14 protein-coding genes are annotated in these 14,935 nt (G+C 43.4%); 7 read left to right on the top strand and 7 right to left on the bottom strand.

Translation table 11 applies throughout. From position 1 onward, the window contains the following. Positions 1 to 34: 34 nt before the first annotated feature. The gene (locus tag AACS00_RS09275; RefSeq protein ID WP_110167194.1) at positions 35 to 1,360 is read right to left on the bottom strand and encodes a 6-phospho-alpha-glucosidase; all 1,326 of its coding nucleotides are present in this window, start codon (positions 1,358 to 1,360) and stop codon (positions 35 to 37) included. A 185-nt stretch (positions 1,361 to 1,545) separates the two neighbouring features. Here AACS00_RS09275 and AACS00_RS09270 point away from each other — a divergent pair, with 185 nt between their 5' ends. Then, positions 1,546 to 2,259, top strand: a complete 714-nt coding sequence (locus AACS00_RS09270) for a GntR family transcriptional regulator (protein WP_072671095.1) — start codon at positions 1,546 to 1,548, stop codon at positions 2,257 to 2,259. An 81-nt stretch (positions 2,260 to 2,340) separates the two neighbouring features. On the opposite strand, the gene AACS00_RS09265 is transcribed toward AACS00_RS09270, so the two are convergent. The 3 genes from AACS00_RS09265 to AACS00_RS09255 all read right to left on the bottom strand — a co-directional run bounded on the left by AACS00_RS09265 (position 2,341) and on the right by AACS00_RS09255 (position 6,091). Further along, positions 2,341 to 3,900, bottom strand: coding sequence for an AbgT family transporter (locus AACS00_RS09265; RefSeq protein WP_072671094.1), 1,560 nt, complete (start codon positions 3,898 to 3,900; stop codon positions 2,341 to 2,343). Positions 3,901 to 4,487: 587 nt separating this feature from the next. Beyond that, positions 4,488 to 4,847, bottom strand: coding sequence for a hypothetical protein (locus AACS00_RS09260; protein ID WP_072671093.1), 360 nt, complete (start codon positions 4,845 to 4,847; stop codon positions 4,488 to 4,490). Further along, complete coding sequence (locus AACS00_RS09255) at positions 4,844 to 6,091, bottom strand: S1 family peptidase (RefSeq protein ID WP_110167193.1); 1,248 nt, start codon at positions 6,089 to 6,091, stop codon at positions 4,844 to 4,846. Before AACS00_RS09255 ends, AACS00_RS09260 begins: the two co-directional genes overlap by 4 nt. Before the next feature lie 249 nt (positions 6,092 to 6,340). On the opposite strand from AACS00_RS09255, the gene ahpC reads away from it, so the two are divergent. The 4 genes from ahpC to glpD all read left to right on the top strand — a co-directional run bounded on the left by ahpC (position 6,341) and on the right by glpD (position 11,251). Further along, the gene (ahpC, locus tag AACS00_RS09250) at positions 6,341 to 6,898 is read left to right on the top strand and encodes an alkyl hydroperoxide reductase subunit C (protein WP_004396579.1); all 558 of its coding nucleotides are present in this window, start codon (positions 6,341 to 6,343) and stop codon (positions 6,896 to 6,898) included. Positions 6,899 to 7,077: 179 nt separating this feature from the next. Next, positions 7,078 to 8,646, top strand: coding sequence for an alkyl hydroperoxide reductase subunit F (gene ahpF, locus AACS00_RS09245; protein WP_110167192.1), 1,569 nt, complete (start codon positions 7,078 to 7,080; stop codon positions 8,644 to 8,646). A gap of 269 nt (positions 8,647 to 8,915) precedes the next feature. Beyond that, entirely contained in the window at positions 8,916 to 9,353 is a 438-nt protein-coding gene (locus tag AACS00_RS09240) for a DUF3069 domain-containing protein (protein WP_110167191.1), read from the top strand. Between the two features lie 353 nt (positions 9,354 to 9,706). Further along, on the top strand, positions 9,707 to 11,251 hold the full coding sequence (glpD, locus tag AACS00_RS09235; protein WP_110167190.1) for a glycerol-3-phosphate dehydrogenase: 1,545 nt from the start codon (positions 9,707 to 9,709) through the stop codon (positions 11,249 to 11,251). Between the two features lie 61 nt (positions 11,252 to 11,312). Here the strand turns inward: glpD and AACS00_RS09230 are convergent, their stop codons facing one another. The 3 genes from AACS00_RS09230 to AACS00_RS09220 form a co-directional block, all read right to left on the bottom strand. Beyond that, on the bottom strand, positions 11,313 to 12,353 hold the full coding sequence (locus tag AACS00_RS09230; RefSeq protein ID WP_110167189.1) for an AbrB family transcriptional regulator: 1,041 nt from the start codon (positions 12,351 to 12,353) through the stop codon (positions 11,313 to 11,315). Positions 12,354 to 12,386: 33 nt separating this feature from the next. Continuing rightward, on the bottom strand, positions 12,387 to 12,740 hold the full coding sequence (locus AACS00_RS09225) for a GlpM family protein (protein ID WP_072671087.1): 354 nt from the start codon (positions 12,738 to 12,740) through the stop codon (positions 12,387 to 12,389). Positions 12,741 to 12,942: 202 nt separating this feature from the next. After that, complete coding sequence (locus AACS00_RS09220) at positions 12,943 to 13,365, bottom strand: VOC family protein (RefSeq protein ID WP_110167188.1); 423 nt, start codon at positions 13,363 to 13,365, stop codon at positions 12,943 to 12,945. A 106-nt stretch (positions 13,366 to 13,471) separates the two neighbouring features. Between AACS00_RS09220 and AACS00_RS09215 the strand changes: the two genes are divergently transcribed. Together AACS00_RS09215 and AACS00_RS09210 are read left to right on the top strand one after the other, a co-directional pair. After that, positions 13,472 to 14,164 carry a tRNA (adenine(22)-N(1))-methyltransferase gene (locus AACS00_RS09215; RefSeq protein ID WP_110167187.1) on the top strand — a complete coding sequence of 231 codons (693 nt, stop codon included), beginning with the start codon at positions 13,472 to 13,474 and terminating at the stop codon, positions 14,162 to 14,164. 193 nt (positions 14,165 to 14,357) lie between these two features. Further along, positions 14,358 to 14,831, top strand: a complete 474-nt coding sequence (locus AACS00_RS09210) for a peroxiredoxin (RefSeq protein WP_072671083.1) — start codon at positions 14,358 to 14,360, stop codon at positions 14,829 to 14,831. Positions 14,832 to 14,935: the final 104 nt, after the last annotated feature.

Here is a 14,935-nt window from a genome sequence, read left to right as displayed (position 1 = left end):
TATAAAACAGGCCCGTATCGCTGGGCCTGATAATTTATTGAAATTGAGGTAAGTAGGAGGCATTTTCTGCTAATAATTTATCCACGATGACCTGTGCCGTCGGTACATTTACCACGGTGCGATTTAGCGTTAAAGCGTTAACTAAGGTTTGACGACAACCACTAAACCAAGCATCAACCACTAATTTTTCATAACCCAATTGAGTTTCGATCATGGCTTTTTGGAAGGTTGGAATATGGCCAACCGCAAAAGGTTTCGGGCCGTCATTGGTCAATGCTGCTGGTACTTCAACCATGGCATCGGATTGAATGTTTGCAATTGCACCTTGGTTCGGCACTATCACAAGATAGGTTTCTCCAAGATTATAGGCTAATGAAGCGGCGACTCTGACCATATAACGGCCGTGAATATCGGCATGCAACTGCTCATGCTGTGCTGTGCCCGCTTCAATAATGCGTCGGTTAAGCTCAAACACTCGCTTTTCTCGGCCATTAATCACTTGACGGGCACGAGTGTTATTAATGTCTTCTTTAGCAACCATTTTTTCTGGATAGAGATAATACTGCAGGTAGGTATTAGGCAAAAATTGCGGATTATCACGTAACATGATCTGCATATTTTTAAATGTTGCTTGCCATGAAGGATCATCGGCAATTTCGGCATCCACGGCACTGATCCCTTGCTCAAGGATAATGTGTTTAATCTTATCGGTCAGATCTTCCCCTTGGCGATTACGAATTTTAGTAAACCATCCATAATGGTTGAGGCCAAAATACTCTGGAACCAAATCCCAAATTTCGCAGTTAAGTAGCTGAGCATAGCTGACCATGATCGCCGCCGGCATATCACAGATATTAAGAATTCGTTTGTCGTCAGGAAACTCTCGATTTAAGGCTTCTGCAACAATGGCTGCCGGATTGGTATAATTTAAAATCCATGCATCCGGAGCATAATGGCGGATCTCATTAACTAAGGTGATCATGTCACCAATAGAACGCAGTCCATAAGCCATGCCACCTGCCCCACAGGTTTCTTGACCGACACAACCGAATGAAAGCGGAATTTGCTCATCACGTTCCCGCATCGCTAGGCCACCGGTACGGATCTGAATAAAAAAGAAATCACTATCGCTAAACGCTTCTGCTTTATCCGTGGTATAGACAAACTCTTCAACTTCTGGATAGGCTTCACGCAGAACAATTTCGGTCGCTAAAGCATTCGAAGCCTGGCGCTGTTCATCAATATCATAGAAAGTAATTTTACTGAGTGGAAAATTCTCTTTCTCTGCAATCAAGCTATTGATCATACCTAATGTATAGGTACTACCCGCTCCAACGATGGTGAGTTTTTGTTTTTTCATGCTGTTATCCTCATTCTGTAACCAGCCACTTTGTATTGTTAAAGTACCAAACAAATAATACATTAGTAATACATATTAGGGTGTTTTTTGATCCGCACGACACTAGCCTATCGAAAATGTATTTTAAATGTATTAACGATCACAGTTTTGCTATCATAGCTAGCATTAATGAAAGGAGGACTTGCGTGGACAAACCAAGATATTTACAGATTGCCGATCAATTGATCGCAGGTATCAAAAGTGGTGAATACAAACCGGGAACACTGCTCCCCACAGAAGCAATACTACAAAATACATTTTCGGTGAGCCGCGTGACGATTCGTAAAGCCATGGAGATCTTGGTTGAACAAGATTTACTTGTTCGTGTCAGAGGGAGTGGTACTTACGTCAAAGCACCAAAAACTCAACATAATGCCTTTGAGTTAAGCGGATTTATTGAAGAAGTGTCAGCACAAGGCAGAGAACCGTCTTCGCAAGTGATCACATTTGAAATTCAGCCCTGCAATGCTTCAATTGCCCAAAAATTACAACTAGAAGAAGGGCAACTTATCTACGCCGTACAACGCTTGCGTTTGATCGATAAAGAACCGGAAATTTTAGAGTGCACTTATTTACCGGTCGAAATGTTTACCGACTTAAGTTTAGAAGTGATGCAAACCTCAAAATATGATTATATTGAGAATCAAAAAGGACTGACGATAGCCTTAAGCCGACAAGTCATTTGGCCGGATACAATGACCGAAAAGCTAGCTTCTTTACTTAATAGCGAGGTGGGAGCCCCTATCCTTCGCGTCGAATCGGTGGGTGAATTAGTTGATGGTCGACCGTTTGAATTTACTATTAACTATTTTAGGCTCCATCAATACAGTTTTGAGTTTGTTGCGCATCGTAAACGTTAACTCAAATATACCCGAACAACCTACCTATCGATAATAAAAAGCCCGATATGCAATCGGGCTTTTTATTAGAATAACATCACTTTAGAAACCTAATGGTAATCCGAGAGTGAAGAAAGCAATCAGTAATACTGTCCAAGAGACTAAGAAAGCAACAGAATAAGGGATCATCATCGCAATCACATCACCAAACGATAGCTCCGGTTTGTACTTACGCATAAAGGCTAAAATAACTCCAGCATAACTCATCATCGGCGTAATGATATTGGTTGATGAATCCGCAACACGATAGGCCGCAGCCACTAAATCTGGCGTCATATTCGGGTTTACTTGATACAGCATAGGTACAAAAATAGGGCCTAATAACATCCATTTCGAGGTTAAACCACCGACAAAGAGGTTAATTACCGCCGTGGTCAGCAAGAAACCAACAATCAATAAGATCGGGAATTTTTGCAGCCCAAGGGATTGCAAGAAGGTCGCACCAAGATAGGTAATATAAGTGCCAAGACCGGAATAACTAAGCAGAGCCAAGAAGTTATAGCAGAAAAAGGTCAAGACTAAGATATAGCCCATGGTGTTCATCTGCTTAACCATCGCTTGTACGACGTCTTGAACTTTCTTGAATTTACCGCTCGCGACACCAAAAAACACACCAATAATGGTAAAAACTAAGGCAATCAATAAAATGACATTATTCAGGTACGGCGTAACTTCACGGCCAGAGGCATCAGTATAGGTTGCTAATGGGCCAACAATCAGTCCCCACACCATTAACAGCGCAAGAACTAGACCCACTCCTGCAGCGCGTAATCCCTTTTGCTCTTTCTCAGTAACCTTAAAGTCATCTAAATTCAAATCTTCAGGAAGCTGATAACTCATCTTCTCTAAGCGTGGAGTTACGAAACGTTTTGTCACCCAAGCACCAACAACGGCAAGCAAAATGGTGGAAACAAAAATAAAATAATAGTGCATTGTTGCAGGATTAAGCGCCTCTCCCGCCGCATTCACAAACGGCACACCTTGCGCTTCAGCAAAGACTCGGGCATTAACGCCGATGATCACGTCTGAAGGCGTAGCGGGGATCAAGTTGGCACTAAAGCCGGCAGAAACACCCGCAAATGCCGCACTCATACCGATTAGTGGGTTTTTACCTAAACCAGCGTAAAGCATACCAGCTAAAGGAATTAAGACTAAATAACCAGCATCACTGGCGATCGAGCTCATAATCCCTAAAAAGACCAGTAGCAAAGGTAACCAACGATCACTGATTTTAGTGCCTACTCGTTTGATTACGGTGCTCAATAAACCGGAATGTTCGGCAATGCCGACACCAATCATGACGATCAAAATGACGCCCAGAACACCGCCACCAAAGGCTAGCCAGTTTTGTAGTAACGCATTATCAAATACCCAACGCACGTGCTCGGTTGCCAGCATGTTTTTAATGCTGTGCGTGGTGCTCGCGCCATCCGCTCCCGTGGTTACAAACTGCACACCATTCATCACCCCAGTGAGGAGTAAGCAGACAGCAAATAGCACCATAAATATCACAATAGGGTCTGGGATTTTCTGTCCCGCAAGGGCAATAAAACGCAGTACACCACGGCCTTGCGTTGATTCCTTATCCGCGATTTCACTCATTGATTTCTCTATCCTTATGTCATCCATTAAAATCATAGCTATGCTCAAACTACTTCACTGCAGCGCCTATATCGACCTAGATCATTGGGATGAATGAGGGCGTATAAGGATGTTTATGCAGCCATTGCTATCAATAGTAAGAAAGTGAGCCGAGTCATTGCGATGAGCTGATTCAGTATTTCAGCAGACTAACCGAGGTTACTGTTCATCAACTCAGCATATATCACCAAGTAAATTGCATTCACCTTAGCAATGCTGCCGCAGAGTAAATCAAAAGTTAATGGAACATTTCAAGCATTATCTATCAATAAAGGTCATAAATGATTAAAAATGAGTACTGATATCGGTATTTGTTGAAGAAAACTGTCAAAAGAAGGGAGGAAAAGTAAGCCTGCGGTTTAATTTATATACAGAATGATTCTCTTCAAAACAGGCTCAATTAGCGAGATATCTTCTAGCTACCTGATTTAACCTGATCTGAATGATCGACCCTTGATAACCTAGCGCGTTAAAAACTCAAACGGCGCAGCCATAACTAGGCACTGCGCCGCTGGTTTATCTCACAAACCATAAACACGTTGTGATTATTAACCTTTACTATCTGCCTGCCCTTGGGGATTGGTCACGGAAAGGGTTTTACCTTGGATCTCTTTAGGTAAAGCAAGCGTGAACGATTCCCACATCGGCATACGACGACACATATCTTGTTTAACGCGTATCACCGATACCGTTGCTGCTTGTCGGTGGATTGAATCGATTTGTAGCGCAAAATGATCCGCTTGACTGCATCCATTACCTAGCGCTTCAAAGGCGATATGATTGGGATTAACTTGATAACTCAGTAGAGGAATTTTATCTCCAACTACTGGGTCAGTTGCTGCACTCTCTGCACCGCTGCAAGCGCTCAATATGAATACTAATAATGTACTGAATACGACTCTTATCATAATCTCACTCCTTTACGAAAACGGAACCAGCCGAGTAAACCTAACCCAAATAAAGACCAACCGATACTGCCGCCTGAACCAGAAGAAGAAGGCAAATCTGGTTTATCACGTTCAAACACCAAGAAAAGCGATAATTCATCATTCGAGCGGTCAGTCGTCACCACTAACTGTTGTACCTCGCGAATATCATCCAGTTGAGTAAACAGTTTTTTTGAGGTTGAGGTTAGATGGATACTACAGCTATCAGAAGGATCCAAAGTCGCATCAAGACAAGTATTGGTTGTTATGGTGAGTTTGGAATCAGGCTCAAGTTCTATGTCAAGAATAGACAATTCCGTATTAGAGGTATTCTCTATAACAAGCTTTTCCTCTACGGTTGATTGAGTCACTTTACGATAAGTATATTGGGTATAACTGATACCCGATTCTTTTATCTCAGCGATCCAATCTTGAAAATAAGCAACATTAGCATAAACCCCATAGGCGTTTGGCTGAGCGCAGCCATTTCCCCAACTCACCACACCCACCTGCTCAATGCTACCATTATGGCTGTACACTAATGGGCCGCCACTGTCCCCTTGGCAAGAATCTTTTTTACCCTCTGGAAAGCCAGCACAAATGGCATCGTCACCAATATCGCTATAATCACCACCAAGATTTTGGCAAGTTGCCCTCGGCACATAAGGCAAATCAACTTGTCTCAACACTGATGGATATTGGGGTGTTTGATTACGATCTGATATCGTATTTCCCCAGCCCATGACTGTTAGAAGTTTCCCTTCCGACAGATCTCCTTCAGTTGTTTTTAGTGCTACTGCGTCAGCATTAGGTTTCGGCTTTAACTCAATCAAAGCAATATCATTGCTGTAATCACTAGCATCTGCATATTTTTCATTTACATAAACTGCTTTAATCTCGGCACGTTCACCTTCAATGCTCGCTCTCAGCAGATCATGCACGCCAATATGCACATGGAAATCGTTAAAGTTGATTCTCTCCACACAGTGGGCAGCGGTCAACACCCAGCCATCACCTAAGTAACTCGCCCCACAAAATTGTCCTTCATAACTATTGCTCGCTTGATTTCTTATCAACGCAGTCATAAAAGACCATTGACCTTTTTCTGCTGGTTCTCCACCAATAATACGACTCGAAAAACTGGTTTGCATTTCTGTCGATTCTGTTGCCACTACTGGCCCAGCAACCAATCCAGCGGCCAATAAAAGACCTATTGTGTTACGCATAAATAATCCTTACCCCTCATCCTTATGATATGCATCCAGTATAATTTTAGTGGCTGATAAATATAGCAACTTTTTGTATGTGTTTGTATTTTTTAAACATATCTAGATAACGTCTCTTCCATTAAAATAGCTTTCGCCTATTAATAGGATAGACATAAGCAATTTTCTTTTATCAACTCAAAGTGGGAATATACTTACCGAGCGCAACACATTGCGAAATCAAAAACTTACAGAAAAGGAAAGTAAAGAATGATTAACACTCAAATCAAACCATTTAGCGCAACTGCATACAAAAACGGTGAGTTCGTAGAAATCACAGAAAAAGATGTTCTCGGTAAATGGGCCGTGTTCTTCTTCTATCCAGCTGACTTCACGTTTGTTTGTCCAACAGAACTTGGTGACCTTGCTGATCACTATGAAGAGTTACAAAAACGCGGTGTTGAAGTGTTCTCTGTATCGACAGACACTCACTTCACTCACAAAGCATGGCACGACAGCTCTGACACTATCGGCAAAATCAACTACTACATGGTAGGTGACCAAACTGGCAACATCACCAACAACTTCGGTGTAATGCGTGAAGGTCAAGGCCTAGCAGACCGTGCAACTTTCGTTATCGACCCAGAAGGTGTTATCCAAGCGATGGAAATCACTGCTGAAGGTATTGGCCGTGATGCACAAGACCTCATGCGTAAGATCAAAGCAGCACAATACGTTGCTTCTCATCCAGGTGAAGTGTGCCCTGCAAAATGGAAAGAAGGCGAAGAAACGCTAGCGCCATCTTTAGACCTTGTAGGCAAAATCTAATTCTCATTAACGCTGATAGCGAACCTGTGGTGTTAAACCACATCCGCAAGCACAGACGTTAACCGATTAAGAGCAGGCTGGGTGTTTTACTCTGACGACCTAAATGCCTAGCTTGCTCTCTCTTAAAGACATTCATCCAGAGTGGCCATTTTTTTCAACGTATTCGACAAGGTGTTTCTATGTTAGACCAAGCGATTAAACAACAATTAAAACAATATCTCAGTAATCTGAAACAAGACGTCCGTTTAGTGGTCAGCCTCGATGAAAGTAAAGCAGCGCAAGACATTCTAGCTCTGGCTAATGAAATTGCTGAACTCAGCCCATTAGTTTCGGTCGAGCGTGACGACAATGCCAGTGCGCGTAAGCCTATCATGACCGTCAGTAACCCAGACAAAGCAACTCAATTAAGTTTTGCTGGTGTGCCTATGGGCCATGAGTTTACTTCTTTAGTTCTTGCCCTACTTCACTCTGGCGGCCATCCAATGAAACTAGAGCCAGAAGTAATTGAGCAAATTGCCCAGTTAGACAAAAAATTAGACGTAGAGATTTTTATTTCACTGTCTTGCCAAAACTGCCCCGATGTCGTGCAGGCGTTCAATATGATGTCGGCAATTAATCCCGATATTCGTACTACGATGATCGATGGCGCTCTATTCCAAGATGAAGTCAAACAGCGCGACATTATGGCGGTGCCAAGCGTATTCGTAAACGGTGAACTGTTTGGTCAAGGGCGCATGAGTCTAACTGAAATTCTACACAAGTTAGACGATGGCGCAGCCGAAAAAGCAGCGGCAAGCCTGAATGAAAAAGCCCCTTACGATGTGCTGGTTGTTGGTGGTGGTCCAGCCGGTGCAGCAGCAGCGATTTACGCGGCTCGTAAAGGCATTCGCACCGGTATTGTTGCCCAGCGTCTTGGTGGTCAAGTCATGGATACTATGGCTATCGAAAACTTTATTTCAGTCAAACATACTGAAGGTCCGAAGCTTACTGCTAACCTAACTGAGCACCTAAAAGAGTACGGCGTAGACATCATTACTGAACAGCAAGCCAATAAATTAATGGGCGCAGAATTTACTGATGATGGGCGTATTCATGTCGGTTTACAAAGCGGTGCTAGCCTTAAAAGTCGCAGCGTGATTTTAAGCCCCGGCGCTCGCTGGCGTGAAATGAACGTACCAGGAGAGCAAGAATATCGCAATAAAGGCGTGGCTTACTGCCCACACTGTGATGGCCCATTATTTAAAGGCAAAAGAACTGCAGTGATCGGTGGTGGTAACTCAGGTATTGAAGCGGCGATTGACTTAGCGGGTATCGTTGAACACGTTACGGTATTAGAGTTTGCAGATACTTTGCGCGCTGACCAAGTATTAATCAACAAAGCTAACTCATTGCCAAACGTCGATATCATCACGATGGCGCAAACCACTGAAGTGATCGGTGACGGGACACGAGTTACCGGATTGAACTACAAAGATCGTCATACTGATGAAATTAAACACATTGAATTGTCGGGGATCTTTGTGCAAATCGGTTTGGTACCGAACACCGAATGGCTGAAAGATTCCGCGGTTAACTTATCACCACGTGGTGAAATTGAAATCGGCAGTCGCGGTGAAACCAGTCTTGAGGGGGTATTTGCCGCAGGTGATGCGACAACGGTTCCTTACAAACAGATCATCATTGCGATGGGCGAAGGGGCCAAGGCCAGCTTAGGTGCTTTTGACTACCTTATCCGTCAACAGAACTAACCTCACCTGATGACGACTCTGACTCTTGCGATGCGGCTGACTCCTTTTCTAGGTCGCTATCGTAGGAGTCTTTTTTTGCCATGAATTTAATCGCGATCTGGCTTTTAGTCTAATTTTTAGCAGAAAAGCTCTGTTTCAACCTTTGCCGGCTGTTAGCCATGCTGATGATACGAACAAAATCTCCGCGCTTAGCGCTTTATTGATACGTTTAGGTTGACTTTTCAGTGTAACTTTTTAGCATGAGGTTTTTCCTTGATGAGAAATTTTTCATGTCAGACACGACTCAAGCTGAAACGCCGATCGTTAATTTGGATACCGTATCCCCTGAACTACGTCAGGTGATTGAATTTGACCAAGTACCCGAGCAAATGTACAACATGGTAGCTTCGATTCATGAAGTCTCAGAAGAGGTCGTTAGAGAAGCATGGAATAGCCTGCCTGCTAGTGCGCAAAATATCCTTGATAACTTTGAGCAGTTCCATGCGCTGATTTCAGTAAGCCAAGCGTTTGCAGGTGTCAATGTAATGGAAGAGTTTCCAACGCTGAAGTTACCAAAAGACATGAGTGAGCAAGACAAAGAAGAATACCGTGCTGAATTACTCGATCAAGTCTTACATAACTGCGTTAAAGACATGGTCAAGCAAATCAAGAAAGCCCGTCGTGATCCTATTTTAAAACGTGATTTTAAAGACGTGTTTGTTAAATAGTTCAATAACCATCGATACCTAGCTCGCCGTTACCTAACCGTAATCGCGAGCTTTTTTATTTTCTAGTTCCGCAGATCATTTCACTTCTCTCCTTTCTGCTGGCTGATTGTTATCACTACCAATAACTTTCATTTCGTCGTCATTTAACTGGCCTATACTCATCTGATTGGTACATTTCTCGATCATTAAGGTAAATAAATACGCAGTAACGCGATTAATGAATCACCTTAACCTTCAAACGCGCATTAAACATGATCCATATCAAAAAAACACACGTAATAACTGCCAATCTTGACCATTTAATGTTTTCATACGAACATTAAAAGACAAAAACGAACACAAAGGCCATCAAAATGAAACAACAGCACAGTTCAACGCAATTTAACGAACACCAAGTGTTAGATATTATCGTGGTGGGTGGCGGCATTAATGGTGCTGGCATCGCCGCCGACGCCGCTGGGCGAGGTTTAAAAGTCGGGCTCTATGAAGCACAAGATTTTGCCAGTGCCACTTCATCAGCCAGCTCTAAATTAATCCATGGTGGCCTGCGTTATCTCGAACATTACGAGTTTCGTTTAGTGAGTGAAGCATTAGCTGAACGAGAAGTTTTACTTAAAAAAGCACCGCATATTGTCACACCGATGCGGTTTCGTCTTCCTCATCGCCCATTTCTTCGCCCTGCGTGGATGATTCGTGCAGGCCTATTTCTTTACGATAATTTAGGTAAGCGAACGTCACTGCCAAGCAGTAAAAAAGTCGCCTTGCAGGCCGGCAGCGTAATGAAACCTGAAATGTCGGTCGGTTTTGAATATTCCGATTGCTGGGTAGACGATGCTCGTTTGGTCATTCTTAATGCGATGCAAGCCAAAGAACTCGGCTCAGAGGTAATGAATTATTGCCGAGTAGAAAAAGCCACTCGTGAACATGATATCTGGTCTGTTACGCTCTTTGATGAACGAACGCAAACGCGTTTTGTGCGTAAAAGCCATGCCTTAGTCAATGCGACTGGACCTTGGGTTAAGCAATTTTTAGATAACAATATCCAAATCGATTCACCTTACGGTATTCGCCTGATTAAAGGCTCACACATCATTGTGCCGAAAATTCACGATGAGCCACAAGCTTATATCTTGCAAAACGAAGATAAGCGTATCGTATTTGTTATCCCTTATTTGGGTAAGTATTCTATGATCGGTACCACTGATGTCGAATATAAAGGCGATCCAAGACAAGTCACTATTTCAGCAGAAGAGCGTCAGTACCTGATTGATATCGTCAATAAGCATTTTGCGAAAGAGATCGCTGTCAGTGATATCGTCTCTGAGTTTAGCGGTGTGCGTCCTTTATGTGATGATGAATCGGACTCACCACAAGCCATTACTCGTGATTACACCTTATCTCTCGACCAACACGGTGATGAAGCTCCACTGCTGTCGATTTTTGGTGGTAAGCTGACTACCTATCGTAAATTGGCCGAATCAGCGATGAAACAGCTTGCCCCCTTCTTCCCACAGATGAAACCAAGTTGGACAGCACAATCTGCATTACCGGGAGGAGAAGCCTTCGCTCGTGATAAGCTACTGGCCAAATTGAAACAACAGCTGCCATTTGTCAATCAAGCCATCTTAGAGCGTTGGGTCACTAACTATGGTACCCGCTGTAATACCATGCTTGATAGCGTGCAAAACCAAGCGGATTTGGGTCTTCAGTTTAGCGATGATTTGTATCAAATCGAAATCGATTATTTGATTGAGCATGAATATGCCCATCAGGTAGATGATATTTTCTGGCGCCGAAGCAAGCTAGGTATTGACCATACGTTGGCGTGTGTTGATAGCGTCGCTCAATACCTAAGTACGAAAGCAGAAACGAATAGCGCTCAACGCGCGGCTGGATAGACAGAATCAAAAATAGAAAAACCACTGCCTTGCGCGGTGGTTTTTTATACGATGAATTAATTTACTGTTCAGACGGGCGTAACTGCTCTAACTGCTTCTTGAACAGCGCAGGCATGGTATATAAAAGCAGTAATCGAATAGCATGATTGACCATCACAAAAGCCGGCTCTAAACCGAGTAATAAAGCAACCGCGGTCATCGCTTCAACACTGCCGGGCACCCAAGATAACAGTAATACTAACCAACTGATGCCCAAGACGTGAGCGGCAATCCACGATACGCCTGCGGCAACCATTAAGCCAATCAGGGTGACTATCACCCCAGCTTTAGAATAAGAAGCTGCTTCACGCAATGTCGTTTCTGCCAAACGCACGCCAATTAACACGCCCAATAAAGCGGTAGCAAATAACACCAAATGGATCGGCACGGTGAAAGAAACGGTGGGGACGAAACTATTGAAGGCAGCAGCGATCAGTAACGAGGCCAACATATAAGGGGCGGGAATACCCAATTTTATTGACAGTTTGCCACAAACCATACTTACCCCAACAATAGTTCCTAACACTAACCATTGTTCAATACCCATCAACGGATGACTAACCGCAATACGGGGGCCGTTAAGAGAAATAATCCCTGCCAATAAGATCAAAATAATTAACCGAACTGAATGAGCATAAACCACTTTACTCGATGGCTTACTCCCCGACTCACTGATCACCAATATCGCCGCCATCGCACCAGGAATGGCACCCAATAATGCCTCAAATGGATGCCAACCTTCCCGTTTGTGTAGCCACCAAAAGCCGCCCCCCGTCTGCAACAATAGACAAACCATCAGTCCTGCGACTACGGATATATTCAAGGTTTGCGCTAACTCAACCAGCGAAATGGTCGCTCCAACACTGATCCCCAATATCACCTGTACAAACATCAACAAACTTTTCGGGAGATTCAAGGTGATTTGCGCTTGATTGCGCAATAGCACCACAACAATGGCAGCGATAAATAACTCACTTAACGGCAAAGAGAAAAAGCTTCCCACTAACATGGCACACAAAGCAATCAGAGTAATGGTCATCAAGTTAACACTTGCTATGCGCATACTTTCTCCTATTTATACAGATATAACGGCCGATCACGCCGCGATGCTTGGATGAAAGCGACCCCAACTCAAAATCAATACGCCAGCGAAAGCTAGCCACACCAAGGTAGATAAACTCAATGTCCACAGTAAAGAGAAGTGATAGCTAAAATAATAAATCGCTAATAGATAGGCGGCATAAGGGATCAAAGAATAGAGGCCGAATAAAGCCGTGATACGCAGATCAGCCATGGTACGCTCAGAGCCAACGATATAATGTGCAATCAAAGCAAAGGTAGGAAACAATGGCACTAAACCAGCAATAAAAAAGCTTTTGCTTTTTGAAAGAATAGCAATGATCAACACCGCTACTGCGCCCAATAAACATTTCAAAAACAGAGCCAGCATGGTCATTCCTTGGTTATTCTCAACGCGTGCTTACTATAACCAGTTGTTACAAGATGTAAAGATGAAGTTCTCAACCTGTGAAAATAGACCGTTATACCCAAACCACTTGGAGTTGCAGGTAGGCGGCAAGTGAGTGAGTCCCCATGAGCATAGATAGACTATGTGATTGGGGCGAACGAACGTAGCCAACACCCCTGCTGCTTCAAGTAGGAAGGGTATATTGCTGAAAAGCTTTTAATTCAATTACATTACCTTCAGGATCTTCTATATAAATCGAACGTCCAAAACCTTGTGCGCCATAACGAGTGTCAAAATCAGAGTGAGGGATATCGTGCCGATCCAGAAAGGTTAATAACGCCGTCTCTTCAAATGGAGAAACTTGCAGACAAATATGCTCCACGTTACGTCCATCTTGCTGTGGCGCTTTGCCACCTAATTTACCCAGCTCACTATCAACGGTAACAATATCAATTAAGGCTGAACCAGCTCGTAATTGAATTAATCCAACTTCATCTGGCAAAGTGCGTTCAATCGGGCAACCAAGCACAGTGCTATAAAAATAGAGCATCTTATCTAACTGAGTGGTGCGTAACACCACGTGATCCAAACCGTGGATGGTCAACATTATTTTCTCCTTATGGCTGTTTATCTTAGCTTGATCGTTTAAAATTGTGGTTCGCGAGTTAAGTTGAGTATAATCCGCTTCCTTAATTGACTAATCGTTATTTTCCATGAAGCTAAGCCAACGCCTACAACACATTGAGCAACTGATTACCCAGCCTTATGATCATATTTGGGATTGCTGCTGTGATCATGGTTGGTTGGGACAAGCGCTATTAACGCGCCAAGCGGCGAGCTGCATTCATTTTGTTGATATTGTCCCCGAGCTGATTGATGAATTACGTCAACGCCTTTTACGCCACTTTCCTAATCAAACTCAATGGACCGCCGACTGCCTAGACGTAGCTGCTTTACCACTGAGTGACTATAGCGGTCGTCATTTAGTGATCATCGCCGGTGTCGGTGGTGATTTAACCGCGGAGTTGATGAACAAAATCATCACGACTCATCCAAACCAATCGATCGATTTTATACTTTGTCCGGTTTATCACACCTATCGCTTAAGACAACAGTTACGTCAGTTGTCCTGCCAGCTGTATCATGAAAGCCTTGTCGAAGACAACCGCCGTTATTATGAAGTGCTGTATATCGCGGCCCCATCTTCTACTGATAATAACGCACCAACGATCAGTCTGGTGGGCGACTCACTCTGGCAAGTCAAGACCCTCGCTGAATATCAGCAAGCTCAAGGATATTTAACTAAGTTACTTAGCCATTATCAGCGTGTTGAAAAAAGTCACCCTGAAAAAGCCGCGCCAATTGTCCGTGCTTATCACTCCGTTTCAATCACGTTATCAGAATGAAATATCAGCCCTAAACTGGGGTGCATCGATAACAAGTGGTAGCAACCATAATAACGCCATTAACTCATCATGATTTCCCTACAGTTTGTCGGTGGTTGGTCATCGTATTTAGAGTTACACTGGATGGGTAATCTCTTCCCTCAGGCGATTTGATTTTCAAACCGCAGGGACAACTCACGATTAAGGAACCAAGATGATCAAGCAAGGACAATCTTTACCTGCGGCAACACTCAGCCAACTGACCGCCGATGGTATGGTTAATCATAATGTTCAAGAATTGTTTGCGGGCAAAAAAGTGGTCTTATTTGCTGTTCCAGGTGCATTTACCCCAACCTGTTCAGAAGCCCACTTACCTGGTTACGTGGTTCATGCCGATACCTTTAAAGCGAAAGGCGTTGACCTGATTGCCTGTGTTGCGGTTAATGATGCATTTGTAATGAAAGCATGGGGCGAAGCGCAAAATGCCTCTGAGCTATTAATGCTTGCCGATGGTGATGCTAGTTTTACCAAAGCTCTCGGTCTTGAAATGGACACTGGCAGTTTTGGCGGCATCCGCTCACAACGCTATGCGATGATCATTGAAAACGGCGTTGTCACAACACTCAATGTTGAAGAAGGGAAAGCCTTCGAGGCCAGTAAAGCAGAAACGTTACTTGCGCTACTGTAATCAACGCTTAAGCCACTATTGATAATACTTATGGCCCCAAAACATAATGGGGCCAATTCATTTCTTTCGCATATCGCTATTGTGTAAATGAATTTAATTACTCT

Source organism: Vibrio sp. 11986-1-5 (assembly GCF_963878025.1).
In the GTDB taxonomy this organism is placed as follows: domain Bacteria; phylum Pseudomonadota; class Gammaproteobacteria; order Enterobacterales; family Vibrionaceae; genus Vibrio; species Vibrio injensis.
The sequence above is the reverse complement of the archived record's forward strand: the minus strand, read 5'-3'. Positions and strand labels throughout refer to the sequence as shown.

Bases quoted from the DNA above. Each gene is read 5' to 3' on its own strand.
- glpD (WP_110167190.1), top strand. From the start codon at position 9,707: ATGAAACAACAGCACAGTTCAACGCAATTTAACGAACACCAAGTGTTA.
- AACS00_RS09210 (WP_072671083.1), top strand. From the start codon at position 14,358: ATGATCAAGCAAGGACAATCTTTACCTGCGGCAACACTCAGCCAACTG.
- AACS00_RS09215 (WP_110167187.1), top strand. From the start codon at position 13,472: ATGAAGCTAAGCCAACGCCTACAACACATTGAGCAACTGATTACCCAG.
- AACS00_RS09220 (WP_110167188.1), bottom strand. From the start codon at position 13,365: ATGTTGACCATCCACGGTTTGGATCACGTGGTGTTACGCACCACTCAG.
- AACS00_RS09225 (WP_072671087.1), bottom strand. From the start codon at position 12,740: ATGCTGGCTCTGTTTTTGAAATGTTTATTGGGCGCAGTAGCGGTGTTG.
- ahpC (WP_004396579.1), top strand. From the start codon at position 6,341: ATGATTAACACTCAAATCAAACCATTTAGCGCAACTGCATACAAAAAC.
- AACS00_RS09265 (WP_072671094.1), bottom strand. From the start codon at position 3,900: ATGAGTGAAATCGCGGATAAGGAATCAACGCAAGGCCGTGGTGTACTG.
- AACS00_RS09260 (WP_072671093.1), bottom strand. From the start codon at position 4,847: ATGATAAGAGTCGTATTCAGTACATTATTAGTATTCATATTGAGCGCT.
- ahpF (WP_110167192.1), top strand. From the start codon at position 7,078: ATGTTAGACCAAGCGATTAAACAACAATTAAAACAATATCTCAGTAAT.
- AACS00_RS09240 (WP_110167191.1), top strand. From the start codon at position 8,916: ATGTCAGACACGACTCAAGCTGAAACGCCGATCGTTAATTTGGATACC.
- AACS00_RS09230 (WP_110167189.1), bottom strand. From the start codon at position 12,353: ATGCGCATAGCAAGTGTTAACTTGATGACCATTACTCTGATTGCTTTG.
- AACS00_RS09255 (WP_110167193.1), bottom strand. From the start codon at position 6,091: ATGCGTAACACAATAGGTCTTTTATTGGCCGCTGGATTGGTTGCTGGG.
- AACS00_RS09275 (WP_110167194.1), bottom strand. From the start codon at position 1,360: ATGAAAAAACAAAAACTCACCATCGTTGGAGCGGGTAGTACCTATACA.